General features: G+C 73.0%; 26 protein-coding genes. 17 read left to right on the forward strand and 9 right to left on the reverse strand.

Translation table 11 applies throughout. The annotated features are described in order from the left end of the window. Positions 1-15: 15 nt before the first annotated feature. The 12 genes from ME121_RS24705 to ME121_RS24760 all read left to right on the forward strand — a co-directional run bounded on the left by ME121_RS24705 (position 16) and on the right by ME121_RS24760 (position 13362). Positions 16-975 carry an ABC transporter permease gene (locus tag ME121_RS24705; protein WP_012321499.1) on the forward strand — a complete coding sequence of 320 codons (960 nt, stop codon included), beginning with the start codon at positions 16-18 and terminating at the stop codon, positions 973-975. Beyond that, a complete protein-coding gene (locus tag ME121_RS24710) occupies positions 941-1873 on the forward strand; it encodes an ABC transporter permease (RefSeq protein WP_012321500.1) in 933 nt (310 codons plus the stop codon). Before ME121_RS24705 ends, ME121_RS24710 begins: the two co-directional genes overlap by 35 nt. A gap of 2 nt (positions 1874-1875) precedes the next feature. Further along, on the forward strand, positions 1876-3735 hold the full coding sequence (locus ME121_RS24715) for an ABC transporter ATP-binding protein (RefSeq protein ID WP_059409789.1): 1860 nt from the start codon (positions 1876-1878) through the stop codon (positions 3733-3735). 192 nt (positions 3736-3927) lie between these two features. Further along, entirely contained in the window at positions 3928-4482 is a 555-nt protein-coding gene (locus tag ME121_RS24720) for a SiaB family protein kinase (RefSeq protein ID WP_012321502.1), read from the forward strand. 13 nt (positions 4483-4495) lie between these two features. Further along, positions 4496-4885: a DUF1987 domain-containing protein gene (locus ME121_RS24725; RefSeq protein ID WP_012321503.1), complete on the forward strand. Its 390-nt coding sequence runs from the start codon at positions 4496-4498 to the stop codon at positions 4883-4885. Next, positions 4882-5727 carry a GGDEF domain-containing protein gene (locus tag ME121_RS24730; protein ID WP_024828712.1) on the forward strand — a complete coding sequence of 282 codons (846 nt, stop codon included), beginning with the start codon at positions 4882-4884 and terminating at the stop codon, positions 5725-5727. Before ME121_RS24725 ends, ME121_RS24730 begins: the two co-directional genes overlap by 4 nt. A 50-nt stretch (positions 5728-5777) precedes the next feature. Continuing rightward, positions 5778-7592: a SpoIIE family protein phosphatase gene (locus ME121_RS24735; RefSeq protein WP_089231708.1), complete on the forward strand. Its 1815-nt coding sequence runs from the start codon at positions 5778-5780 to the stop codon at positions 7590-7592. A 437-nt stretch (positions 7593-8029) separates the two neighbouring features. After that, positions 8030-8242 (forward strand): hemin uptake protein HemP, encoded by a 213-nt coding sequence (locus ME121_RS24740; protein ID WP_059409790.1) that lies wholly within the window; start codon positions 8030-8032, stop codon positions 8240-8242. Continuing rightward, positions 8239-9117 (forward strand): heme/hemin ABC transporter substrate-binding protein, encoded by an 879-nt coding sequence (locus tag ME121_RS24745; protein WP_029360040.1) that lies wholly within the window; start codon positions 8239-8241, stop codon positions 9115-9117. The genes ME121_RS24740 and ME121_RS24745 overlap by 4 nt, the downstream gene beginning before the upstream one ends. 24 nt (positions 9118-9141) lie before the next feature. Then, positions 9142-10188 (forward strand): FecCD family ABC transporter permease, encoded by a 1047-nt coding sequence (locus ME121_RS24750; protein WP_024828708.1) that lies wholly within the window; start codon positions 9142-9144, stop codon positions 10186-10188. A gap of 32 nt (positions 10189-10220) precedes the next feature. Beyond that, positions 10221-11045, forward strand: coding sequence for a heme ABC transporter ATP-binding protein (locus ME121_RS24755; RefSeq protein ID WP_058606247.1), 825 nt, complete (start codon positions 10221-10223; stop codon positions 11043-11045). Positions 11046-11226: 181 nt separating this feature from the next. After that, on the forward strand, positions 11227-13362 hold the full coding sequence (locus ME121_RS24760) for a TonB-dependent hemoglobin/transferrin/lactoferrin family receptor (RefSeq protein WP_059409797.1): 2136 nt from the start codon (positions 11227-11229) through the stop codon (positions 13360-13362). A 6-nt stretch (positions 13363-13368) separates the two neighbouring features. Here ME121_RS24760 and ME121_RS24765 read toward each other — a convergent pair whose 3' ends face one another. Beyond that, positions 13369-14301: a glycosyltransferase family 2 protein gene (locus tag ME121_RS24765; RefSeq protein ID WP_012321511.1), complete on the reverse strand. Its 933-nt coding sequence runs from the start codon at positions 14299-14301 to the stop codon at positions 13369-13371. 4 nt (positions 14302-14305) lie between these two features. Further along, positions 14306-15340, reverse strand: a complete 1035-nt coding sequence (locus ME121_RS24770) for a glycosyltransferase family 2 protein (protein WP_059409791.1) — start codon at positions 15338-15340, stop codon at positions 14306-14308. Between the two features lie 540 nt (positions 15341-15880). Between ME121_RS24770 and ME121_RS24775 the strand changes: the two genes are divergently transcribed. Then, a complete protein-coding gene (locus tag ME121_RS24775) occupies positions 15881-16102 on the forward strand; it encodes a DUF6894 family protein (RefSeq protein WP_012321513.1) in 222 nt (73 codons plus the stop codon). Between the two features lie 34 nt (positions 16103-16136). Here ME121_RS24775 and ME121_RS24780 read toward each other — a convergent pair whose 3' ends face one another. Then, positions 16137-17213 carry an acyltransferase family protein gene (locus ME121_RS24780; RefSeq protein ID WP_012321514.1) on the reverse strand — a complete coding sequence of 359 codons (1077 nt, stop codon included), beginning with the start codon at positions 17211-17213 and terminating at the stop codon, positions 16137-16139. 168 nt (positions 17214-17381) lie between these two features. Next, positions 17382-17534, reverse strand: coding sequence for a hypothetical protein (locus tag ME121_RS34270; protein ID WP_012321515.1), 153 nt, complete (start codon positions 17532-17534; stop codon positions 17382-17384). Positions 17535-17745: 211 nt separating this feature from the next. Here ME121_RS34270 and ME121_RS24785 point away from each other — a divergent pair, with 211 nt between their 5' ends. Together ME121_RS24785 and ME121_RS24790 are read left to right on the forward strand one after the other, a co-directional pair. After that, the gene (locus ME121_RS24785) at positions 17746-18483 is read left to right on the forward strand and encodes a sugar transferase (protein WP_076729977.1); all 738 of its coding nucleotides are present in this window, start codon (positions 17746-17748) and stop codon (positions 18481-18483) included. A 45-nt stretch (positions 18484-18528) separates the two neighbouring features. Then, positions 18529-18759: a hypothetical protein gene (locus ME121_RS24790; RefSeq protein WP_012321517.1), complete on the forward strand. Its 231-nt coding sequence runs from the start codon at positions 18529-18531 to the stop codon at positions 18757-18759. Positions 18760-19086: 327 nt separating this feature from the next. On the opposite strand, the gene ME121_RS24795 is transcribed toward ME121_RS24790, so the two are convergent. After that, positions 19087-19920, reverse strand: coding sequence for a glycoside hydrolase family 16 protein (locus tag ME121_RS24795; protein ID WP_012321519.1), 834 nt, complete (start codon positions 19918-19920; stop codon positions 19087-19089). 205 nt (positions 19921-20125) lie between these two features. Between ME121_RS24795 and ME121_RS24800 the strand changes: the two genes are divergently transcribed. Next, positions 20126-21151, forward strand: a complete 1026-nt coding sequence (locus ME121_RS24800) for a glycosyltransferase family 2 protein (RefSeq protein ID WP_059409792.1) — start codon at positions 20126-20128, stop codon at positions 21149-21151. A 58-nt stretch (positions 21152-21209) separates the two neighbouring features. Here the strand turns inward: ME121_RS24800 and ME121_RS24805 are convergent, their stop codons facing one another. The 4 genes from ME121_RS24805 to ME121_RS24820 form a co-directional block, all read right to left on the reverse strand. Beyond that, complete coding sequence (locus tag ME121_RS24805) at positions 21210-21515, reverse strand: hypothetical protein (protein ID WP_024828703.1); 306 nt, start codon at positions 21513-21515, stop codon at positions 21210-21212. A 163-nt stretch (positions 21516-21678) separates the two neighbouring features. Next, positions 21679-21996 carry a hypothetical protein gene (locus ME121_RS24810; RefSeq protein ID WP_059409793.1) on the reverse strand — a complete coding sequence of 106 codons (318 nt, stop codon included), beginning with the start codon at positions 21994-21996 and terminating at the stop codon, positions 21679-21681. 281 nt (positions 21997-22277) lie between these two features. Beyond that, the gene (locus ME121_RS24815) at positions 22278-22514 is read right to left on the reverse strand and encodes a hypothetical protein (RefSeq protein WP_059409794.1); all 237 of its coding nucleotides are present in this window, start codon (positions 22512-22514) and stop codon (positions 22278-22280) included. A 96-nt stretch (positions 22515-22610) separates the two neighbouring features. Then, a complete protein-coding gene (locus ME121_RS24820; protein WP_059409795.1) occupies positions 22611-22832 on the reverse strand; it encodes a DUF6894 family protein in 222 nt (73 codons plus the stop codon). 396 nt (positions 22833-23228) lie between these two features. Between ME121_RS24820 and ME121_RS24825 the strand changes: the two genes are divergently transcribed. Next, positions 23229-23958 (forward strand): UDP-glucose dehydrogenase family protein (locus tag ME121_RS24825; RefSeq protein WP_491892884.1); only part of this gene is annotated, 730 nt, incomplete at its 3' end.

The following is a 23958-nucleotide window of genomic DNA, read 5'->3' on the forward strand; positions in this document are numbered from 1 at the left end:
GGGAGCCTGAGCGCCATGGGCGCCTACATCCTGCGACGCCTCCTGATCGCGATCCCGAGCCTGCTCGGCATCAGCCTGATCCTGTTCACCGTCCTGGCGCTCGCGCCGGGCGACCCGTTCGGCGAGCTCGCCAGCAACCCGAACGTGCCCCCGGAGGTGCGGGCGGCCCTGCGGGTGAAGTTCGGCCTCGATGACCCGATCCTCACCCGCTACCTGCACTGGCTCACCGCCATGCTGCAGGGCGACTGGGGCTTCTCCTTCGCGAGCCGGGTGAACGTCGACACGCTGATCCTGCAGCGGCTGCCGACGACCCTGTTCGTGGTCGGCTCCTCCCAGGTCCTGGCGCTGCTGATCGCGATCCCGGTGGGCCTCACCGCGGCGCGCCGGCCCTACTCGCTCGCCGACCAGGTCGCCAACACGCTGGCCTTCGTGGGCTTCTCGCTGCCGACCTTCTTCACCGGACTGCTGTTCATCCTGCTGTTCTCGATCAAGCTCGGCTGGCTGCCCTTCGTCTACCAGGCCGACCTGCCGGGCTCCGGCCTGCCCTGGATCTGGGCGAATGTCCGGCAGGCGATCATGCCGGTGGCGGTGCTGGGATTCTTCCAGGCCGCCTCCTACACCCGCTACGTCCGCGCCTCGGCGCTGGACGTCGCCCGCCTCGACTACGTCACCACGGCCCGGGCCAAGGGCCTGACCGAGGGCACGGTGACCCGCCGGCACATCGCCCGCAACGCCCTGATCCCGGTGGTGACGCTCGTCGCCCTCCAGATCCCGGCGGTATTCGGCGGCGCCATCGTCACCGAGCAGATCTTCCGGATTCCCGGCATCGGCTCGCTGCTGATCGACGCCATGCTGGCCAACGACACACCGGTGGTGATGGCCGTGACCTTCGTGTTCGCCGGCCTCGTCATCCTGTTCAACCTCGTCGCGGACCTGCTCTATGGCTGGCTCGACCCTCGCATCGCCCTCCGATGAGGCGGTGCCCGTCGCCCGCGCGCCGGCCTCGCCGGGGCGGGAGACGTGGCGGCGCTTCCGGCGGCACCGGCTGGCGCTCGCCAGCGTCGGCGTGCTGGCGCTCCTGGTCGCCGGCGTGGTGTTCGGCGGCCTGCTCTGGCCGGTCGCCATCGACGACATCGACTTCGCGGCCCAGCTCCAGGGTCCGTCCTGGGACCACCCGTTCGGCACCGACGATCTCGGCCAGGACCTGCTCGCCCGGATGATCTACGGCGGGCGGATCTCGCTCGCGGTCGGCTTCGCCGCCATGGCGGTGGCGAGCCTGATCGGCGTGCTGGTCGGCGCGCTCGCCGGCATGTCGCGCCGGTTCCTCGACCCGGTGCTGATGTGGCTGACCGACCTGTTCCTGTCGCTGCCGCAGCTGCCGCTGCTGCTCCTCGTGATCTACCTGTTCCGCGACAGCCTGAAGGCCGTGTTCGGCAGCCAGGGCGGCGTGTTCCTGATGATCGTCGCGGTGATCGGGGGCCTGCGCTGGATGCCGGTCGCCCGGCTGGTGCGGGCGCAGTTCCTGAGCCTGCGCGAGAAGGAGTTCGTGGAGGCGGCCCGCTCGCAGGGCGCGACGACCGGGCACCTCGTGCGCCGCCACATCCTGCCGAACGCGCTGGGGCCGGTGATCGTGGCGGCCTCGATCGAGGTCTCGTCCGCGATCATCGCGGAATCGACCCTGTCCTTCCTGGGGCTCGGCTTCCCGCCCGACATCCCGACCTGGGGGCGGCTGCTGTTCGACGCCAAGGACCACCTCGACGTCGCGCCCCACTGGGCGCTGTTCCCGGGGGGCGCGATCTTCCTGACCGTGCTGTCGATCAACTTCATCGGCGACGGCCTGCGCGACGCCCTCGACCCGCGGCGGGTTCTCTAGCGATGGCAGATCCGGTGGACCCGATCCTCTCGGTTTCCGACCTCACCGTCTCCTTCCGCTCGGACGGGCGCTGGCGCGAGGTCGTGCACGGCGTCTCGTTCGACGTGGGCCCGCGCGAGACCGTGGCCCTCGTCGGCGAATCCGGCTCCGGCAAGAGCGTCAGCGCCCTGTCGATCCTGCGCCTCCTGCCGCGGGACGCGAGCCGCATCGGCGGGCGCGTGCGCTTCGCGGGCCGCGAGCTGCTCGCCGCCCCCGAGGCCGAGATGCGCCGGGTGCGCGGCGATTCCATCGCCATGATCTTCCAGGAGCCGATGACCTCCCTGAACCCGGTCCTGACGATCGGCTTCCAGATCGCCGAGGCGCTGATCCGGCACCGGGGCCTGTCGCGGTCCGCCGCCGAGGCGGAGGCGCTGCGGCTCCTCGACAAGGTCCGGATCCCGGCCGCCCGGTCGCGCCTGCACGAGTACCCGCACCGCTTCTCGGGCGGCATGCGCCAGCGGGTGATGATCGCCATGGCGCTCGCCTGCCGGCCGAAGCTCCTCATCGCCGACGAGCCGACCACGGCCCTCGACGTCACGATCCAGGCCCAGATCCTCGACCTGATCAAGAGCCTGCAGGACGAGGAGGGCATGTCGGTCCTGTTCATCACCCACGACATGGGCGTGGTCGCCGAGATCGCCGACCGCACCGTGGTGATGTACCGGGGCCGCGCCGTGGAGGCCGGCCCGACCGCGCGGATCTTCGACGCCCCCGCCGAGCCCTACACGCGGGCGCTGCTCGCCGCGGTCCCGCGCCTCGGGACCATGGCGGGCCGCCCCCGCCCGATGCGCTTCCCGGTGGTCGACCGGGCCACCGGGCTGGCGGCGCCGACGCCCGAGACCCCCGACACCGTCAGGGCCGCCGAGCGCCCGGTGCTGGAGGTGCGCGACCTGACCACCCGGTTCGACATCCGCTCCGGCCTCCTCGGCCGCGTGACCGGCCGCGTCCACGCGGTGGAGCGGGTCTCGTTCAGCCTCGCGGCCGGCGAGACCCTGGCGCTCGTCGGCGAGTCCGGCTGCGGCAAGTCCACCACCGGCCGCTCCATCCTGCGCCTCGTCGAGCCGCTCTCTGGGTCGGTCCTGCTCGACGGCGAGGACGTCACCGGCCTCGACCCGAAGACCCTGCGCGCCCGCCGCCAGCGCATGCAGATGATCTTCCAGGACCCGTTCGCCAGCCTCGACCCGCGCCTGAGCGTCGGCGCGGCGGTGGCGGAGCCGCTGCTGATCAACCGCCTCGCGACGCCCCGCGAGGCCCGGCGGCGCGCCGAGGACCTGCTGGCCCGGGTCGGGCTGCCCCCGGAGACCGCCGGGCGCTTCCCGCACGAGTTCTCCGGCGGCCAGCGCCAGCGCATCTGCATCGCCCGGGCGCTCGCCCTGAACCCCCGCCTGATCGTCGCCGACGAGGCGGTCTCGGCCCTCGACGTCTCGGTGAAGGCGCAGGTCGTGAACCTGATGCTCGATCTCCAGGCGGAACTCGGCCTCGCCTACCTGTTCATCTCGCACGACATGGCGGTGGTGGAGCGGGTGAGCCACCGGGTGGCGGTGATGTATCTCGGCGAGATCGTGGAGATCGGCCCCCGGGCCGCAATCTTCGGCAACCCGCAGCACCCCTACACCAAGAAGCTGCTGGCCGCCGTGCCGGTCCCGGACCCGGCCCGGCGCGGCGCGCGCCACGCCCTGCCGGACGACGAGATCCGCAGCCCGATCCGGGCCCCCGACTACGTGGCGCCGGAGCGCCTCTACCGGGAAGTCGCGCCCGGCCACGTCGTGCAGGACTGGGGCGCCGACTGGGACGCGGGCAGCCTCCGGGGCGCGGCCGCCTGAGGCCGGCGGCCCCGAAGCTCACAGGCGCGGTCGGCGACGGGATCCAGCGTAAAGCTTGCTGTCGTGCTCACTATACGAGCAATCTTGCCCAGAAACCGGTCAGTACCGGTAAGAAAGCTTTGATTATTCCCGCATTAATGTGGGCGCCACACACGCGGTGTGTTGCCGCGACGAAGCGGTCGAGAGGCTTCCTTGCGCGCGAGCGATTTCAGATCCTTCCACGAGGCGTCGAAGCGCAGCGGCGTGATCCTGTCGTTCGGCGGAGATCTGTCGGAGAACATCCTGTTCTCGCTCGGGGAAGTGCTGAAGCTGCGCATGCGGCACGAGGAGACCGACGCCGCCGTCGCCAAGCGCGTCTTCTCGATCTTCGTCGAGCAGGCCCAGAACGTGATCCGCTACTCGGCCGACAAGGTCGCGCCCGCCGAGCCGCCGGGACCCGCCCGGGTCAGCGCCGGCATGATCGCGGTCGGCACCGAGGCGGGCCGGTTCTTCGTGGTCTGCGGCAACGAGGTCGGCAAGACCGAGGTCCCGCGGCTGCGCGAGCGGCTCGACGAGATCGCCACCCTGTCGAGCGACGAACTCAAGAAGGTCTACCGCGAGAAGCTGCGCCAGCCGCCGGACGAGGGCAGCCTCGGCGGGAGCATCGGACTGATCGAGATCGCCCGCCGGTCGAGCGCCCCTGTCGAATACGACTTCCAGGATCTGGGCGCGGAGCGCAGCCTGTTCTGCCTCAAGGCCTTCATCTGAGGATCGCACGGACATGGACCGCATCACGCTGCCCCGGACCGAGCGCTCGCCCGAGGTCGATTTCGACTTCGCGTCGGGGCGGCTCGTCCTGCGCGGCGAATCCTACCCGGAGGACGCCGCCGCGTTCTTCGGCCCGCTGCTGCAGGCCCTGCGCGGCCACCTCGCGGCGACCGAGGCGAGCCCGATCACCTTCGACGTCGCGCTCGCCTACTTCAACTCGTCGAGCGCCAAGGCGCTGATGAACCTGTTCATGCCCCTGGAGGACGCCGCCGCCGAGGGGCGCCCGGTGACGATCCGCTGGATGTTCGGCGCCGACGACGACGTGATCCAGGAGGCCGGCGAGGATTTCGCGGCCGATTTCGCGCATGCCCGGTTCGAGATGATCGCGAGCGTCCCCGCGTGAGCCCGCACCGGGCGCCGGCCCACGATCTCCTGTCCGAGCCGGCGGACGCCTTCAGCCTGTTCGACACCGAGGAGGCCGTCCTCGGCCGGTCCGAGGTGATGCTGGCCCGCCTCGCCGAGGTCGGCGACGGGGTGCGGGAGCTCGCCGGCGCCTACCGGCGCAGCTACCACGAGCAGCGCCGGCTGGTGCGGCTGAGCGACCGGATGCAGCTCGACCTGCACCGGGCCAACCAGCGGCTCGCCGAGCAGCAGCGCGCCCTGCGCCACCTCAACGACGCCCTCTCGGCGGAGATCGAGCACCGGGCGCGCCTCGAGGCCGAGCTCCGCCGCCTCGCCGACACCGACCACCTCACCGACGCCCTGTCCCGCCGCCGCTTCCTGCAGATCTGCGAGGAGGTCTGGGCCCGGACCCAGTCGGGCGACACGCCCTCCAGCGTGCTGATGCTCGACCTCGACCGCTTCAAGCAGATCAACGACCGCTACGGCCACAGCGCCGGCGACACGGTCCTCAAGGCCTTCGTCGAGACCTGCCGCGACAGCCTGCGCGCGGTCGACGTGATCGGCCGCATGGGCGGCGAGGAATTCGCCATCCTCGTCACCGGCACCGTGCTGGCCGAGGCGCAGGCCATCGCGGAGCAGCTCCGCCGCGCGGTGGCGCAGCGGCCCGTGCGCCTGGAGCACGGGCCGCTGCCGATCTCGGTGAGCATCGGCCTCGCGGCGTTCGGCCCGAGCGAGTCGATGTCGGCGACGCTCCGGCGGGCCGACGCGGCGCTCTACGCCGCCAAGCACGCCGGCCGCGACTGCGTGCGCTGCGCGGCGGAGCCGGGCGCGTCCCTGACCTGAGGTGCCGCCCGGCGCATGCGCGCAACCGCTGTGACACGGAGTGACGTCGCGTGAGCGGACCTGACACGGCCCTGGACAGCCCGCGTCCCGTCGGGGGGATCCGCGGCGCGAGACCGCTGCGGACCGGCGACGCCCTGGCGCAGCTCGGCTTCGCCGACATCGACCCCGTCCCGGCCGCCGGCGGCGCCGGGCGCGCGGGCGGCCTGCGCGGGGCCGGCCCGATCCGCCGGGGCGACCCCCTGTCGAAGCGCGGCTTCGCCGACGTGCTGGCCGCGGGGGCGCCCGCGGACGAGCTGATGAAGCCCGGCGCCCTGCGCGGGGCGGCCCGGGGCCGCGACCTCGACAGCCTGTCCCACACCCTGTTCCTGCGCATCTACCCGGTGATCGGCGCCCTCCTGCTGCTGACCCAGCTCGGGATCGCCTGGGTGACCTACACCGACCAGCTCCGCCTGTACGGCGACCGGGCGCATCTCCTCGCCCGGCTCACCGCCGCGGCGATCGCGCGGCCCGACTGGGCGCGCGACCCGGACGCCTACGACGGCCCGCTCAAGGCCCTGGCCGCCGAGCCCGATTTCGCCCACGCCGTCCTGCGCGACGCCGCGGGCCACGTCGTCGGGTCAGCGGGCGCGGCGCCTCCGGCGCGGGGCTGGTCCACCCTCTCGGCCCAGGCCGACCTGTCGGTGCCCGGCCGCGCCGGCCCGGCGGGCAGCCTGACCGTCACGGTCTCCACGAAGGCGCTGCGGGACAACGCGGCGTGGCAGGTGATGCTCGCCCTCGGCGCCAGCGTCGGGCTGATGATCGCCTTCGTGATCACCCTGCACGCCACCGTGCGCCGCCACGTCATGGCGCCGCTGATGCGGCTGCTGCTCGCGATGCGGGAGATCGAGCACAAGCGCTGGACGACCGTGGACCTCGGGGGCGCCTACCGGCCGAGCAACGAGATCGACGTCATCAGCCAGGCCTTCAACCGCATGGTCGAGGGCCTGCGGAGCGGCGACGCCGCCAAGCAGCTCCTCGTCGAGCTGGAGCAGGCCCACGACAGGCTGGAGCGCGCCAACCGCCAAGTGATCGAGAGCATCGGCTACGCCCGGCGCATCCAGGATTCGGTGCTGCCGGACCGGAACGCCCTGGCGGGCGCCGGGGTCGAGGTCGCGGTGCTGTGGGAACCGCTCCACGTCGTCGGCGGCGACTATTTCTGGCTGGAGGAGATCGACGGCCTCTGCGTGATCGCCGTGGCCGACTGCACCGGCCACGGCGTGCCCGGCGCGTTCCTGACCCTGATCGTCGCGACCGCCCTCGACCGGCTGCTGCACGAGGGCGGCCTGCGCGCGCCGGCCGCGATCCTCGCCGGACTCGACGCGATGGTCCGCACGCAGCTCCGACAGGACGGCCGCGGCGCCGAATCGGATGACGGGCTCGATTGCGGCCTGTGCGTCTGGGACCGCGCGGCCGGAACCCTGCACTTCGCCGGCGCCGGCCTGTCGCTCACGGTGGTCCGGGACGGCGTGGCCGAGCGCGTCCGCGGCGGCCGCCGGGGTCTCGGCTACCCGCGCCCCGCCCGGGCGGGCCAGCGGGAGGACGTCATCGCGGACATCGCCGTTCCGGTGGCGGGCGCCACCTTCTACCTGATGACGGACGGCATCACCGATCAGATGGGCCGCGCGGCGCCGGACCGGGCGCCGCGGCTCCTCGGCCAGCGCGGCGTGGCCGACAGCCTCCTGCGCCACGCCGACCTGCCCCTCGCCGCCCAGGCCGCCGCCCTCGAGGCCGACCTCGACGCCTATCGCGGCGCCGAGACCCGGCGGGACGACATGACCCTGGTGGCGTTCCGGTTTCCCCAGAACGGAGCGGCGGCGGCCGCCTGAGGCGGCCCGTTATCCGGCGCCGTGTCCGGGACCGGCGAGCCCGGCGGCGCATCGATCGATCCAACAGCGGCGTCGGGCCGGCGATCCTCGGGCCGGCGATCCGGCCCGCGCCATGCCCGGGCCCGGGAGAGGCGTCGCGGCCGCGCGGCGGGCACCTCGATGGAGCCGTGCGGCCGGCCGCGCCGTCGCGCGATCCGCCTGCGCTGCGGACGCCGTCTGTACCAATGTCCGCCTCTCGGAATCGGCCGCGGGCGCGCGCGCGACGATCTCCGTGGCCGAACAGCGATATCGCCCGCTTTTCACCGCTGATGTCTCAAGTAAAACCGCCACCTCTCGGCGGGGTGGCGCCCGCGATCAATTGCCGTTACGCTGCCTTTCTGTCGATACCATTCTCTCATTTGAAAATTTACAAAGAACAGATCTGGAGCGATCGGTCCATGTTGTGTGCCGAAAGAGAAGGGCAGCGCGGCGTTCCGGCCGGCACCTGCGCCGGGCCCGGCGCGGCCCAGCCGGTTCCGCGGTCCGAGGTGGCGGGCGAGATCGGCTCCGCGCGCCTCCTGCAGGGGCGCCGCGAGATCGTCATCCGCCACGGCGACCACGCCTATCGCCTGCGGGTGACCGCCAGCGACAAGCTGATCCTGACCAAATGAGCGCACCCGGCCTTCTGTCGCGCCGCGCCCTCCTGGCCGCCGCCGCGGCCGGGGCGCTCGCTCCGCGCACCGCCGCCGCGCAGGCGGCCACCCGCATCGCCGCCCTGGGCGGGGCCGTCACCGAGATCCTCTACCGCCTCGGCGCCGGCGGCCGGATCGTCGCGGTCGACACGACCAGCCTCTACCCGCCCGAGGCGCTGCGCGAGAAGCCGAATGTCGGCTACCTGCGGGCGCTCTCGGCCGAGGGCCTGCTCGCGCAGCAGCCCGACCTGATCATCGCCGCCGAGGGGGCCGGGCCGCCCGCGGTCCTGACGCAGCTGCGCGAGGCCGGGCTGCGCGTCGAGACGGTGACGGAGCCGCCGAGCCCCGAGGGCGTGCTGGACAAGATCGAGACGGTCGGGCGCCTCGCGGGCCTGGAGCGGGAGGCCGAGACCCTCGAGGCCGAGGTCCGCACCCGTTTCGCCGACCTCGCGGTCCGGCGCGCCCGGATCGCCCGGACGGCCCGGGCCCTCGTCGTCCTGTCGGTCCAGGGCGGCCGGACCGTCGTCGGCGGCACCGGCTCCTCGGCGGACGGCATCCTGACCCTGGCGGGCATCGCCAACGCGGCGGCGGGCCTGGACGGCTTCAAGCCGATGACCGACGAGGCTATCGTGGCCGCCGCCCCCGACGCGGTGGTGATGATGCAGAACGGCCCCGAGCCGCCGAGGCCCGAGAGCATCTTCGCCCCCGGCACGGCCCTCGGCCAGACGCCGGCGGCGGCGCAGGGCCGGCTGGTGGCCATGGACGGCCTCTACCTCCTCGGCTTCGGGCCGCGCACGCCCGAGGCCGCCACCGACCTGATGCGGGCGCTCTACCCGGACCTGCCGCGTGACTGAGCCGCGCCGCGGCGGGCGGGGCGCGTGAGCCGCCGGTCCGCGGCGCCCTGGGTGCTGGGCATCCTGGCGGCCCTGGTGCTCGCCGCCGCCCTGCTCTCCGTGAGCCTCGGGGCGATCCGCATCCCGCCGGAGCGGGTCCTCGCGGCCCTGACCGGGGAGGGGAGCGATCCGGCCCGCGCCCGGGACGCGCTGGTGATCCTCTCGATCCGCCTGCCCCGCACCCTGCTGGGGCTGCTGGTCGGGGCCGGGCTGGCGGTCTCCGGAGCGCTGATGCAGGGGCTGTTCCGCAACCCCCTGGCCGACCCGGCGCTGGTCGGGGTCTCGTCGGGGGCGGGGCTCGCCGCCGCGGTCATCATCGTGCTCGGCGACCGGATCCTCGCCCGCCTGGGTGTCCCGGGACCGCTGCCCTACGCCGCGCTGCCGGCCGGGGCCTTCCTCGGCGGCCTGTGCGCGACCCTCATCCTCTACGCCCTCGCGACCCGGTCCGGGCGCACCGCGGTGGCGACGATGCTGCTCGCGGGGATCGCGCTGGGGGCGCTGAGCGGCGCGCTGACCGGCCTGCTGACCTTCGTCAGCGACGACCGGCAACTGCGCGATCTCGCCTTCTGGTCGCTGGGCAGCCTCGGCGGCGCCACCTGGTCCAAGGTCGCGGCCTCGGCGCCGCTGATCCTGCCGGTGCTGGCCGCGGTCCCGCTCCTGGGCCGCGGCCTGAACGCGCTCGTCCTCGGCGAGGCCGAGGCCTTCCATCTCGGCGTCCCGGTGGAGCGGCTGAAGCGCGCCTGCATCGTGCTGGTGGCGGTGGCGGTCGGCGCCAGCGTGGCGGCGGCGGGGGTGATCGGCTTCGTCGGCCTCGTGGTGCCGCACGCCCTGCGGCTGCTGATCGGCCCGGGGCACCGGCTGCTGCTGCCGGCCGCAGCGCTTCTCGGCGGCGCTTTCCTGGTGCTCGCCGACGTGGTGGCGCGCCTCGTCGCCGCGCCCGCCGAGCTGCCGATCGGGATCGTCACCGCGCTGGTCGGCGCGCCGGTCTTCCTGTGGCTGCTCCTCGGCCGGGTGCGGGTGGACGATGTCTGACGATGTCTGACGATGTCTGACGATGTCTGACCATGCCTGATCCGGCCCTGCTCGCGGCCCGCGACCTGACCGTCACGGTGGCGGGGCGCGCGCTCGTGCGCGACGTCTCCCTGGCGGTGGAGGCCGGCAGCCTGCAGGTGATCGTCGGCCCGAACGGGGCCGGCAAGTCGACCCTCGTCGGCCTGCTCAGCGGCGCCCTGCGGCCCACGAGCGGCACCGTCGCCTATGACGGCGCGCCCGTGGCGACGATCCCGCCCTGGCGGCTCGCCGCGATGCGGGCGGTGCTGCCGCAGGCGGCGCGCCTCGCCTTCCCGTTCGCGGCGGCCGAGGTCGCCCGGATCGGCCTCGACGGCATCGGCCGGGGCCTCGGGGCCCGCGACCGGGCGGCGATCCTGGCGCGGGCCCTCGCGCGGGCCGACGTGGCGCATCTCGCCGACCGGGCCTACCCGACCCTCTCGGGCGGGGAGCAGGCGCGGGTGCAGTTCGCCCGGGTGCTCTGCCAGCTGGAGGCCGGCCGCACGGTCGCGGACCGGCAGGTGCTGTTCCTCGACGAGCCGACCGCGAGCCTCGACCTCCGGCACCAGGGCGCGCTGCTCGACGCCGCCGCCGGGCTGGCGGCGACCGGCGTCGCCGTGGTGGCGATCCTCCACGACCTCAACCTCGCGGCCGCCTACGCCGACCGGCTGCTGGTCCTCGACGGCGGCCGGCTGGTCGCCGGCGGGCGGCCGGCCGAGGTCCTGACCGACGACCTGATCGCCGGGGTCTTCGGCGTCCGCTGGCCGGTCGGGCGGGTGCCCGCGGGCGGCCAGCCCTTCCTGCTGCCGCACCGGGGTGCGGCCGGTCGCGCGCGGGACTGATCGGACTTCGCGGCTCCCGGGCGGCGTCCGGCCCGCGCGGGCAGGCAATGCGCGGCGCGCGGGCCAGCAATCCCGGAAATGCCGGTTGCACATCTCTGTCGCGATCGGCGAGACAATCTTCAGCAAGCCAGCCATCCGCCAGCCAGCTCTCTGGAACGACTGTGTGCGGGCGGCTGTCATCATGCCTTATGCTTCTCACCGGGCGCTCGTCGCCCTCGGCGTCGTGCTGGCGACCCTGCCGGGCGCCCGGGCGGAGGAGGCCGGCCAGGCCGCGCTCCCCGAGCCCGCGATCGGCCTCGACACCCTGTCGGTCACCGCGACCAAGACCGCCGTCCCGGCCGTCGACGCCCTGGCGGGCACGAGCGTCGTCCCGCGGGCCGCGCTCGACCGTCTCCAGCCCGGGCGCCTGTCCGAGGTGCTGCGCGACGTGCCCGGCGTGATCACCCAGGAGAACCGGAACGACCCGGCGCAGGCGATCAACATCCGCGGCCTCCAGGATTTCGGCCGGGTGAACGTCCTGGTCGACGGGGCCCGGCAGGATTTCCAGGTCTCGGGCCACGGGGCCAACGGCGTGTTCTACCTCGATCCCGAGCTCGTCGGCGGCGTCGACGTCACCCGCGGGCCGACGGCGACGGTCTACGGCTCCGGCGCCATCGGGGGCGTCGCGGCGTTCCGCACCCGGTCGATCGACGACATCCTGGCTCCCGACGAGAGTACCGGCTTCGTGCAGAAGCAGGGCTTCGGCACGAACGGCCAGCGCTTCGTGAACAGCTCGGCGCTCGGCGCCCGCATCGGCACCGCCGCGGACGTGTTCGGGCAGTTCGTCTTCCGCGACACCGCGCCCTATCGCGACGGTGCCGGCCTGCCGGTGCCCGACACCGGCAGCGAGCTGAACGCGGGCCTCGCCAAGCTCACCCTCCGGCCGGCCGAGGGGCCCGCGCTCCACGCCACGGCGCTCCTGCAGCGATTCGCCTTCGTCAACGGCGGCGATACCGGCGCGGGGGCCCGCTTCGCCAACGCCGTGCAGGCCGACACCGTCACCTTCGGCTACCGATTCGCCCGACCGGACGTGCCGCTCGTCGACCTCAGCCTCGACGGCTACGCGACCACGACCCGCGACGCGCTGACCTTCCTGCAGGACTCGCCGCGCGGTCTCTACGGCCGGCTCGGCACCCGGGCCGGCGACCGCCTGACCTACGACCTCGCCACCGCGGGCTTCGACGCCCACAACACCGCCCGGTTCGAGACCGGCCCGGTCGCGCACGCGCTCACGCTCGGCGGCGACGGCGTGGCGAATCGCGTCCGGACCACCGACCAGGCCGGCGGCTTCGGCGCGGCCTTCACGCCGTCGGGACGGCGGGAGCTGGCCGGCGCCTTCCTCCAGGACGAGATCCGCGCCGCGCCGTGGCTGCGCATCGTCGGCGCGCTCCGGCACGACGGCTACCGGCTCGACGGCGGGGCCTATCGCGCGCGCGGCGCGCGGGTCTCGCCGAAGATCACGGTCGGCGTCGCGCCGGTCGGCGGCCTCGAACTCTACGGGACCTATGCCGAGGGCTACCGCGCGCCCACGATCACCGAGACGCTGATGGAGGGCATCCACCCGTTCCCGGCCTTCGCGATCCTGCCGAATCCGGCCCTGCGGCCGGAGGTGGCCCGCACCGTCGAGGGCGGCGCCAACCTGCGCGCCGACGGGGTGGTGGGGCCGGAGGACGCGCTGCGGGCCAAGCTCGCGCTGTTCGACACGGCGGTCGACGGCTTCATCGACATGCAGGCGGTCGGGCCGGCCTACTACGTCCCGGCGATTCCCGGCGTCCCGGCCTCGATCTGCGCCGCCCGGCCCGGGCGCTTCCCCTGCGTGATCCCGGCCCGGTCCTACCAGTACCGGAACGTCGCCCGGGCCGACCTGTCGGGCGCGGAGCTGGAGGGGACCTACGACTGGGGCCGGGGCTTCGTGTCGCTCGCCGCCACCCACGTCGACGGCCGCGACCGCGCCACCCGCGAGAGCCTGCTCACGGTGCCGCCGGACCGGATCGGCACGACGCTGGGCCTGCGCTTCCTCGCCGACCGGCTCGTCGTGGGCACGCGCCTGACCCTGGTGGAGGCCCGCACCGACCTGCCCGCCGCCGCCCGGAGCCGGGCCACCAAGGCCTACGGGCTGGTGGACCTCTTCGCCACCTGCGCGGTCACCGACCGGATCACCGCGGACGTCGCCGTCCAGAACGTCCTCGACCGGCGCTACCGCGCGTACAACGACGCGCTGGCGAGCCCGGGCCTCGTCGCCAAGGCGTCGCTCAGCATCGCGTTCGCGACCCGGTAGGCGCGGCTAGCGGTAGCGCGACGGGTGGTACTCCCGGTAGCTCAGGCCGATCACGGCCGCGAGCAGGCCGGCTCCCCGGCACAGCGTGTAGCCGCCGCCGATCAGGGTCGCCGGCCTGAGGGACAGGCCGGCGACCCCGAGCCGCAGCAGGCCGCCGGCGAGGCGCGCGAAGCCGCGGCCCGCGTTGGCGAGCCGGCCGCTCACCGTCTCCGGGCGGAGCCGGCCGAGATAGGCCTCGACGCTGCCGCTGCGGTACCAGCGGGCCAGCAGCCAGCGCACCCGCATCCGGTGCGTCGGGATGCTGTCGTAGACCAGGGCCCTCTCGGCCCAGGCGATCCGGTGCCCGGCGAGCATCAGCGTCCGGAAGAAGAACGTGTCCTCGCCGCCCATGGTGTTGAAGCGCATGTCGAAGGACAGGCCCAGCGCCCGGATCACCCGCAGGTCCAGGAGCGCGTTGGCGGTGTAGCCGTCCTCCACGAAGCCGTCGCGGACCGGCAGGCGCTTGGCGAAGAAGCCCCCGGCGGCCGCCCAGGCGGGCGGAACCCGGTCGAAGAACGGCACGACCGGCCCGACGCAGGCCGCGACGCCCGCGGCGAGGGCGGTCTCGAGCAGGTTGCGGAGCCAGTCGCGGTCGGGGAACTCGTCGTCGTCGATCAGCGCGACCCAGTCCGCGCCGGCCGCGGAGGCCTCCGCGAGGCTCCGGTTGCGGACCGCGGCGAGGCCGCGGGTCTCCTCCCGGACGTAGGTGACCGGAAAGCGGCCGGTCGCCCGGTAGGCCTCAACCACCGGGACGGCGGCGCGGCCGCGCCCGTTGTCGATGATCAGGATGCGCAGGGCGGTCTCGGCGAGGCTGCCGAGCCGCTGCTGGTCCAGGGCCTTGAGCAGGCGCGCCAGCCCGACGGGCCGCTCGCAGGTGCAGATGCAGATGCACAGGCGCATCGTCTTACCTCTGTCCGATCGGGAGGGCGTGCGGCCGCGGCCGCAGGCGCTTGCCCGCCGCCTCCAGCAGCGTCGCGGCCAGGAACCGCCAGATCGGCGGATGCCGAAGCGCCAGCACGGTGCCCGCGAGCCACCGCCCGGCCTGGGCCGCCTCGATGACCTGGGCGATCAGCCGCGTCATCGCGAGGCCGTCTCGGTAGGCGCGGCTGCCGTGGCGGACTTCGGCGGACCGCGACCGGGCCTCCGCGAGGCGGCCACGCTCGGTCCGGGCCGCGAAGGCCGCGTCGAGGCGCGCGATGTCGCCCTGGCGCAGCCGGTGCGACAGGGAGGTCGGTCCGCGCCGATAGCCGTAACCGGCATAGGTGGTGACCACGAACCGCGCCCCGGCCGCGAGGGCTTCCAGGCACAGCAGGAAATCCTCGCCGATCCGGACGCCCTCGTCGTACCGGATGCCGTGCCGGCGCAGGATCTCGGCGCGCATCATGGGCTTGAGGTAGCCCAGCTTGGTGACCCGGCTGAGTATGTGGTTGCTGGTGATGTACTTGGCGAGATCGATCTCGAACAGGTACGGCTCCCGGCCGCCATCCAGCATGCCCGGCCCCTGCGGGTCGAACATGTCGGTGAACGGGATCGGGTTGTCGGCGACGATGTCGGCATCCGCCGCGAGCGCGAGATCGAGCAGGGTCCGGGTGCGGTCGGGCAGGATCAGGTCGTCGGCGTCGAGGATCGCGATCCAGCGGCCCCGGGCGGCGTTCAGGGCCGCGTTCCGGGCGCTCGACGGGCCCCGGGGGGCGCCCGGCCCGGCCTCGGCGAGGGGAATCACGCGGACCCGCGGGTCGGCCTCCGCCAGGCGCGCCAGCACGGAGGCGGTCCCGTCCCGCGAGCCGTCATCGACCGCCACGACCTCGACGGCGACGCCGGTCTGGGCCAGGGCGGAGCGGACGGCCGTCGCGATCCACGGCGCCGCATCGTGCGCGGCCATGATGAACGAGACGTCCACGAACGTGCCCCGAGCATCGGACAAGAGTTGATCCGCCATCGCGCTTCCTGGGCCGCCGGGCGCGGCCTCCGAGACCGCCCCCGACTTTGGCCGGAAGCGATCCGGGTGCACGACGCTCAAAGGGCGTAGGGCGGCGGCCATCCCCTCCCATTGCGGGGGATGGCCCCGGCGGCCGGCCGCGGTCAGCGTTCGTCGGAGGCCGTGTCGCCGGCGGCGCGGGAATTCCGGACGGTGAGGCCCTTCGCCAGAATCGCCCGGACGTGGGCGCGCAATCTTTGTTTTCTCGCCGCCGTGGCGGGAGAATCTTTTTCGAGGCTCGAATCGCCGGAGGCTGCCATGCCGAACGCCCCTGAGGCCCGTCACCGCGCGCCGCCATCGCCGAAGCGGCCGGAAGGGTGATCGGCGATACCTATAATGGATTATTTGGCTGGAATCTCGACATTATTGCAACGCAACCAACGAAAACAGTTTTGGTGTTTGTTAAGGTTTATGTCTCCTACTGAGCATTGTCGGACGTGGGCGAACTACGTAGGTAGTATCCGAGGGCCCTCCCGAGGGCAGCATTCAGGGAGGAGATGAGTGCCCAGTCGCTTCTATTTCGACATCGAGAACGGCGAGGAGACGATCCGCGACGCCCAGGGCGTGGAAGCCGAGGACTTGTCCGAGGCGCTGGCGGAGGCCCGCAGCGTGATCGACGAAATGGCGGGTGAACTGGAGGCCGCGGGACCGGGCGGCGCGTGGACGCTCGTCGTGCGCGACGCCACCGGAGCGGAGGTCGGCCGTCTGCCGATCAAGGGCTGAGCCGGAGGGCGGTCCCGGTCGCTGCGCGACGGGATTACGGACTGACCAGGGCGGAGGCGCCGACCCGCCGGCGCGGGGCCCGCAGCAGGCGACGGGCCGGCCGCTCCAGGAGCCGCCACGACAGGTCCGCCAGCAGCAGCGTCAGCAGCAGGTCGAGCGCCATGGAGACCGAGCGCGGTCCGGCGACGTCGATGCCGACGAGGGCCAGCACCCGCTCCGCGTGGAGCGGCACGTGGAACAGGTAGGCGGCGTAGCTGATCACGCCGATCCGGCGCAGCCACGGGATCTCCAGGAGGGCGACCGCGCGGCCGTCCCGCAGCTGGATCACCTGCAGCAGCAGCAGCGCCGCCAGGACGCCGCTGAGGCGGCCGAGAATCAGCCACCAGCCGGTCGGCGCGATCAGGAGCGGCAGGGTCACGAACAGGATCAGCACGCCGGCCAGGGCGGCGTCGCGGGCGAGCCAGGCCGGGAGCGGCCGGGTGCGCAGGCCGGCGAGACCGCCCAGCGCGATCAGCCCGAGATTGGCGAGGGTGTCGACGTCGAAGCACCGCGGCGCGGCGCCCGCCCACAACAGGGCGCCGTGCATCAGGACGCTGATCCCGACCAGGAGCCAGCACAGCGCGCCGAGATGGCGCCGCGGCAGGAACAGGGCCGCCGGCGCGAACAGAAGGTAGAATTGCTGCTCGACGGCGAGACTCCAGAGATGGCCGAGCTCGGTCCCCCAGCCGTTCTGCTCGATGTAGATGTTCGTGACGTAGAACCACGTCGCGAGCTTGAACGCCTCGTCGCCGAGACTGGCCGGATCGCCGGGCCGGACCGTGTAGAGCACGAACAGGAAGACGTAGTAGACCGGCACGATCCGGGCCAGGCGGTTCCGGTAGAACAGCCCGAGGCTGCCGAGCGGCGTCGACGCGCCCGCCTCCACGGCCGTGCGGGCGGCGGCGAGGATCCGGACGATCAGGAAGCCGCTCAGGACGAAGAACAGCCACACGCCGGTCGTGCCGAGGGCCTCGGTCCTCGGGCTCGGCGCCTTGTGGCTGACGAAGACCATCAGGAACGCCAGGGCCCGCAGGCCGTCGAACCCGTTGATGCGGCGCTCTGAAGGGGCCACGGCGCGTCCCGTCCGGTGATCGACCGTGCCGGGGCAGAACGCGCCCGCGCGGTCGGGTCCGGCCGGGAGGGCCGGACACCCCGCCTTAGACCGGGCCCCGCGCGGGAGCCCCTACCTCGATCGGCGGACCGGACCTCCCCGAAAGCGGTCCGCCGCCCCGCAGGGCCGTCAGCGGCGCCGGGTGAGCAGGACGACGAGGCCGACGGCGACGGCCGCCCCAGCCTGGGCGGAGAGCACCGCGAGCAGGAAACCCTTCGGTAGAACAACCGCGAAGCCGATCGCTCCTCCAATCAGCGCAGCGAAGACCAGCACGACCAGCAACGCCTTACCTCCATTGATGGATCGGCGGCCGTCTTGTTGCCGAACCTGTCGTGGGCCCAGTGTTGTCGCAAGGGTTTTGCCTGCGATCGACGCCCCTTCGGACCGGCCGAGAGCCGCCGAAGCCGGCTGCGGCGACGCTGGCCGGACCGGCCGGCTGCGCCCGTCGCTCCGCAAGTTCCGACCCCGTCTCGCCCCGAGTCAAGGAGCCGACATGTTGCGCCCGGCTGGGACCCCGACGCCGATCGAGTCGTCGACGCCGCAGGAAATGGTCGAGACGCTGAACGACGCGTTGGTCAAGACATTGCCGGCCCCGCGGCAGGCCGGCCCCGGCCTCCGGGTGAGCTGGGCGATGAAGCGCGTCCTCGACGCGAGCATCGCGCTGACGGCGCTGTTCCTGCTGCTGCCCCTGCTGCTGTTCATCGCACTGCTGATCTGGGGCAGCGACGGCCGGTCGCCGATCTTCCGCCACAAGCGCCTCGGCCGGTACGGGCGCCCCTTCGGATGCCTGAAGTTCCGGTCCATGGTCGCGGACGGCGACGCGGTGCTGGCGCGGCATTTCGCCGAGAATCCCGAGGCCCGGGCCGAGTGGGAGGCGTCCTTCAAGCTCACCCACGATCCCCGCGTGACGGCGCTCGGCCACGTCCTGCGCAAGACCTCCCTCGACGAGCTGCCGCAGCTCTGGAACGTGCTGCGCGGCGAGATGAGCCTCGTGGGACCGCGGCCGATCGTCCAGGCCGAGGTCGTCCGCTACGGCGCCGACTTCACCGCCTGCTTCTCCGTCCCGCCGGGGCTGACCGGCCTGTGGCAGGTCTCCGGACGCAGCGATACCGGCTACGCCGAGCGCGTCGCCCTGGATTGCGCCTATGCCAGTCAGTGGAGCCTCACCCGCGACCTCGCCATCCTGTTCAAGACGGTCCCGGCCGTGTTGTGCCAGCGCGGCAGCCGCTAGCGCCATGACCGGGCGGCCACGCCGCGCCCGCCGCGGAGCGCACCGATGAAGGGCATGATGCTCAACGCCCTGCTGGGCGTGATGCTGGGCCGCTTCGGCTCGGTCTGGCGTCTGCTGGTCTTCGTCCCGATCGTGGCGGCCGAGGTCGGCTACGGCCTCGTCGTCTACAACCTGAGCGCCGGCGCGTGCCTGCGGCGCGGCACGGCGCTGCTGATCTGCGGACAGCTGGCCTTCCTGCTCGGCGCCCTGCTGCGGCCGATCGCCAACGAGCGCTGAACCGCCCCGGCCCAGCGCGGCCCGGCGCGGCGACGCGGGCACGTCAGGCCGGATCCTCCTCGGCGGCCGGCGCCTGAAGGCAGAGGCGCCAGAACTCCACGAAGCCGGCGGCGTACGCGGCGATGACGAGGCTCGACCAATGCATCGCGTGGCTCCGGGCGCGTTCGAGGGCCCAGCCTGCCGCGGAGACGTTAAGATTTAGCCCCGCCCGGTCTCGGTTCCGGTGTGCGGGGGCCTGTGCGGAGCCGTGTGCGGGGCGATGTCCGGCGCGATGTCCGGGTCGATGTCAGGGGCGGTCTCCGGTGCGGCGTCCGCCCGCCGGCGCGGCTAGCGGCAGACGATCGATTCCTTGAAGCCGCACGGATCGCCCATCCGGGTGAACGCGACCCGCTCGAACAGCGCGGTGACCGGCTGTCCCGAGTACTCCGTCGGTCCGAGCCAGGAGGCGAAGTCCGGGCCCTGTCCCGACCAGACGCTGAGCATGATCTTGCTCGGGTGCGACGGGATCGGCCGGTCGGGCGTGCCGATGACCTCGCGCAGCAGGCGCCCGTTGACGTACCAGCGCAGGCGGTCGGGCAGCCACTCGAAGGCGTAGTCCGCGGTGGTGGTCGCGGCGTCGAAGCCGAGGGCGTCGAGGCTGACATGCTCGCCGACGCCGCCGACGAAGTAGTTGAGCTGGACCTTGCTCGTGTCCTTGCCGAGCCACTCGAAATCGATCTCGTCGTTCGTCCGCCGGTCGCCGTTCTCGGGGCCGTTATAGGTGAAGAACGCCGAGACCATGCCGGACCCGGCCCCGGCCCGCATCCGGACTTCGTAGGTGCCGTAGCCGTAGCGCTCGCGGGTCTGGATCTCGGCGCAGCTGAACGGGCGCTCCTTGTAGGTGATGTCCGTCAGGGACAGCGAGAGAGCGCCGGGCGTCGCGATCCGGGCGCGGTGCTTCGACCACGTGCAGCCCTGCCAGTCGCCGTTGACCCAGCCGTCCGAGACGTACCAGCGGCGGTCGTTCAGGCTGCTGAAGAGCTCCACGAAGGATGGGCCGCCCTGGGCGGCCGGAGCGGCGGCCGGCGGCGCGGCTGTCTCGCCCGCGCTCGCGGGGTAGGCCTGCAGGAGAAGCGTCGCCGCCACGCAGAGGCGGCGGCCCGGGGCGGACCAGATCGTCATGCGCACGTCCTCAAACCAGTCGCCGCAGGATCGCGGCGGCGCGCATCGTAACGGCGGGGGCAATGCCGGCCGGCGATCATTCGGACGATCCGGCCCGGGCCGGCCCCCTCCTTTCGGACGATCTCGCGCGCCCCGCCGGGGTCGCCCTACCGTGCCGACGGACCGGCCGCGGCGCGGACCGGCCGGAGAGTCGCGGAGTCGTCCGGTGCGCAGCTTAGAGGCCTCGTCCCCCGTCCCGGAGGTCTGCGTCATCGTCGCCGCGCGGGACGCCGCGGACACGATCGGGACCGCCGTCGCCTCGGCGCTCCGGCAGCCGGAGGTCGCCGAGGTCATCGTCGTGGACGACGCCTCCTCGGACGCGACCGGCGCGGCCGCCGCGGCGGCCGACGACGGGTCGGGCCGCCTGCAGGTGATCCGGCTCGCCGAGAATGTCGGGCCCGCCGAGGCCCGGAACCGCGCCATCACGGCGGCCCGGGCCCCGCTGCTCTGCATTCTCGACGCCGACGACTACTTCCTCGACGGCCGGCTCGGCCGGCTCCTGTCCGCGCCCCGGACCTGGGATCTGATCGCCGACGACATCGTCATGGTCCGCGGCCGTGAGGCCGCCTCCGCCGCCGGCCTCGTCACCGGACCGGGACGGCCGCAGCGGCTCACCCTCGCGACCTTCGTGACCGGCAACATCGCCCGCCCCGGCGCGAGCCGGCGCGAACTCGGCTTCCTGAAGCCGATCATGCGGCGGGGTTTCCTGGACCGGCAGGGGCTGCGCTACGATCCGCGGCTGCGGCTCGGGGAGGATTACGCCCTCTACGTCGAGGCGCTGGCGGCCGGGGCGGTGTTCGCCGTGACGGCGCCCTGCGGCTACGTGGCGGTCGAGCGGTCGAACTCGCTGAGCGCGCAGCACCGGACCGACGACCTCGGGGCGATGCTGGCCTTCGACGACGCTGTGCTGGCCCGGCCGGGTCTCGGCCCGGAGGCCCGGGCGGCTCTCAGGGCCCACCGCGCCGCGACGGCGAAGCGCTGGCAGCACCGGCGCGTCCTCGACCGGCGCCGCGCCCAGGGGTACGCGGCAGCCCTGCGGGAGCTGCTCGGCACGCCCCTGGCGTGGCGCCACATCCTGTCGGTGACCCTGGCGGCCAAGCTCGGGCGCCTCGTGCCGGCGCCCGCGCCCGATCGGGAGACCGGCCCGCGCCTGCTCCTCGGGCCGGAGCGCCGCCTCGAGCCGGCGCGCTGAGCCGGCGCCTCGAGCCAGCGCCTCGAGCCGGGTCGGCGCATCGGACCGGCCCGGTCCGTCAGCGGTCGCGGTCTTCCTTGCGCGCCCGCACGGCCGCCACGTCGGACCGGACGTCGTCCAGCGCGCTGCGGACCCGCTCCAGGGCCGTCGTGAACGTCGCGTCCGGGTCCGGATCGACGGCGCCCGGCGCCGTCCCGTGACGGAAGCTGTCCAGCAGGTAGGGCATCATCTTGCCGTGGAGCGCCGCGTAGGCGCCGGGGCTGGACAACTCGTAGACGACCGCGAGGGCGTGATAGGCTCGGACGAGAACCTCGAGCGCGACATCCGCACTGCGCGCCGCTCGATCGCAATTATCGCTGCCCATCGTCGTGCTTGATAATTTATCGCTGCCCCTTTCGCCGGGTAACATGTCCACCTAACACTGTCGACGTTAGGGGGCGTTGCAATCTTCGATCCCCTATGGCGCGGGGCCGTTTATCCGAGCGGCATGGCTCGACTGCAACAGTCGATGATCAGAGGGCGTCAGTTCAAGGTTTCGTCTGGCCCCGCATGTGCCACGTCGGCCGGATCATTGTGGCGATCTTGTTCTCGACCTCGACCAGGACGCTGTTCACAAGGTGAATGGCGCCGTCAACGGTCCCGGTTGTCAGGCTCTCGTTGCGGCTTGTTTCCTGGATGATGCGGAAATTGTCCTCGACGAACGAGCGGATCTTCTGCTGGACGTCGCCGAACTCACCCGGATGGGCCGTCTCGTAGAGCAGCGCCAGGGCCAGGTAGGCGCGCCCCACCATGTCCAGCGCCAGGGTCGTGCTGACCTCAGAATGTCCGGCGTCCGGGGTCGACACGACGACTGAATTTCCTGTCGGATGTTAGTTTTCTACACTAACATGGACTTTATTCGGCGCCAACCGCGCCGAAGAACGGCGGTGTGGATTCTGCATCGGGTCCCCGCGGCCAGCGGCAGGCTCGCGGCGGCGAGGGGCGGCGTCGCGGGGACGTTGCGGGCCGGGATCGGCACGCTCCCGCCAGCGGGGCCGCGCCGCGGCAGGGGCGGCGGATCGCCGGCACGCCCACCCCGTTCGCGCCGCTCCGAGGCGCGGTCCGTCCGGTGTCGTCCGGTCCGGCCCTAGCGGCCGGCGGTGGCCCGACGCCCAGCGCTGTCCCGGCGCGGCGCCAGATCCTGCTCGATCCGCAGCTTGAGCCCGAGGATCCGGTTGTGCCGCGCCATCGCGAGGAGCGACTCGGCCGTCCCGACATCGCCGCGCATCCGCAGCGCGTGGGCGGCGAGCGCCATCTGGGCGGCCATCGCGTCCGCCTGATGGGCGGCGTTCGGGGCGTTCTGAGAGAGGGGCATTCCGGCCATGGCTGCCACGGTTCGAGGGCAGGCCCGATCCTCCGGACGATCCGTTAACGATATCTTAAGGCCCGCACCGCGGCACCGGCCGCTCCGGCCGGGCCCTCACTTCCGGATGGGCAGCCGACCGACCAGCCAGCCGTCCTCGTTGCGCACGAGGAGGGTCCAGGGCGGCTCCTGGCCGCTTCCCGTAATCTCGTCCGCCATCTCGGCGATCACGCTGCGCGCCTCGAACAGGGCTTCCTCAAGGCCGGCAGCCTCAACCCCCACAAGGTCGTGGATCGTCTCCTCGGCATTTGCGATCTCGAAGTAGAAACGCGCCGCCAACAGGGTTCTCCTCCGCCGGAACTCTTCGGGGAGTTCAGTTCTATAGATCGGTGTTAGCATCTTAGCCGGTCGCGCTCCCCGACAAAGCGCTCGGGAAAAAGCAGCCTGTCTCTGACAATTCGGGTGATGCGCCGGGGAAATGTTCGCGCGATCGTCGGCCGGCGGCGCCGTGTCAGCCGAATGGCGTAGCCGCCCGGCCGCCGCCATGGCCGGATGGCGAAGTCCGCCGCGGACCGGTCGCGCGTGCGGGCCGGGCCGCGGCGGGTTCGGGCCGGTATCGTCGAATCGCCGGCGCTACGCCGGATCGGCAGAGTCGCGTACGCCTAAGATATGATGTTGGTCGCCCCGTCGGGCCGCCGTAGACCCGAGCGTCGGTGCGCTCGCGGCGAGGACTCCATGAACATCACGATGGTCGGGTCGGGCTACGTCGGTCTGGTCTCCGGCGCGTGCTTTGCGGATTTCGGCCACAGGGTCGTGTGCGTCGACAGCAATCGCGGCCGGATCGACGCGCTGAATGCCGGCCGGATGCCGATCTACGAGCCGGGCCTCGAGGCCCTCGTCGCCGAGAACGTCCGTCAGGATCGCCTGTCCTTCATCACCGACCTGGAGGCGGCGGTCGGGCAGGCGGACGCGGTGTTCATCGCGGTGGGCACGCCCTCCCGCCGCGGCGACGGTTTCGCCGACCTGAGCTTCGTCTACGCGGCTGCCCGGAGCATCGCGCGCGCGCTGCGCGGCTTCACCGTGGTGGTGACCAAGTCGACCGTGCCGGTCGGCACCGGCGACGAGGTCGAGCGCATCATCCGCGAGACCAACCCCGGGGCGCAGTTCGCGGTCGTGTCGAACCCCGAGTTCCTGCGCGAGGGCGCGGCCATCGCCGACTTCAAGCGCCCCGACCGCATCGTCGTCGGCACCGATGAGCCGCGGGCCGTTGCGGTCATGGAGCAGATCTACCGCCCGCTCTACCTCAACGCCGCCCCGATCGTGGCGATGAGCCGCCGGACCGCCGAGCTGACCAAGTACGCGGCGAACGCGTTCCTGGCGGCGAAGATCACGTTCATCAACGAAGTCGCGGACCTGTGCGAGGCGGTGGGCGCGGACGTGCAGGCGGTCGCGCGCGGCATCGGGC

The sequence above is a fragment of the Methylobacterium sp. ME121 genome (assembly GCF_000974725.1).
GTDB classification, from domain to species: domain Bacteria; phylum Pseudomonadota; class Alphaproteobacteria; order Rhizobiales; family Beijerinckiaceae; genus Methylobacterium; species Methylobacterium radiotolerans.

Coding starts and splice junctions, on each gene's coding strand:
- ME121_RS24705 (WP_012321499.1), top strand. CDS start 16: ATGGGCGCCTACATCCTGCGACGCCTCCTGATCGCGATCCCGAGCCTG.
- ME121_RS24710 (WP_012321500.1), top strand. CDS start 941: ATGGCTGGCTCGACCCTCGCATCGCCCTCCGATGAGGCGGTGCCCGTC.
- ME121_RS24715 (WP_059409789.1), top strand. CDS start 1,876: ATGGCAGATCCGGTGGACCCGATCCTCTCGGTTTCCGACCTCACCGTC.
- ME121_RS24725 (WP_012321503.1), top strand. CDS start 4,496: ATGGACCGCATCACGCTGCCCCGGACCGAGCGCTCGCCCGAGGTCGAT.
- ME121_RS24740 (WP_059409790.1), top strand. CDS start 8,030: ATGTTGTGTGCCGAAAGAGAAGGGCAGCGCGGCGTTCCGGCCGGCACC.
- ME121_RS24745 (WP_029360040.1), top strand. CDS start 8,239: ATGAGCGCACCCGGCCTTCTGTCGCGCCGCGCCCTCCTGGCCGCCGCC.
- ME121_RS24755 (WP_058606247.1), top strand. CDS start 10,221: ATGCCTGATCCGGCCCTGCTCGCGGCCCGCGACCTGACCGTCACGGTG.
- ME121_RS24760 (WP_059409797.1), top strand. CDS start 11,227: ATGCCTTATGCTTCTCACCGGGCGCTCGTCGCCCTCGGCGTCGTGCTG.
- ME121_RS24765 (WP_012321511.1), bottom strand. CDS start 14,301: ATGCGCCTGTGCATCTGCATCTGCACCTGCGAGCGGCCCGTCGGGCTG.
- ME121_RS24770 (WP_059409791.1), bottom strand. CDS start 15,340: ATGGCGGATCAACTCTTGTCCGATGCTCGGGGCACGTTCGTGGACGTC.
- ME121_RS24785 (WP_076729977.1), top strand. CDS start 17,746: ATGTTGCGCCCGGCTGGGACCCCGACGCCGATCGAGTCGTCGACGCCG.
- ME121_RS24790 (WP_012321517.1), top strand. CDS start 18,529: ATGAAGGGCATGATGCTCAACGCCCTGCTGGGCGTGATGCTGGGCCGC.
- ME121_RS24795 (WP_012321519.1), bottom strand. CDS start 19,920: ATGACGATCTGGTCCGCCCCGGGCCGCCGCCTCTGCGTGGCGGCGACG.
- ME121_RS24805 (WP_024828703.1), bottom strand. CDS start 21,515: ATGGGCAGCGATAATTGCGATCGAGCGGCGCGCAGTGCGGATGTCGCG.
- ME121_RS24815 (WP_059409794.1), bottom strand. CDS start 22,514: ATGGCCGGAATGCCCCTCTCTCAGAACGCCCCGAACGCCGCCCATCAG.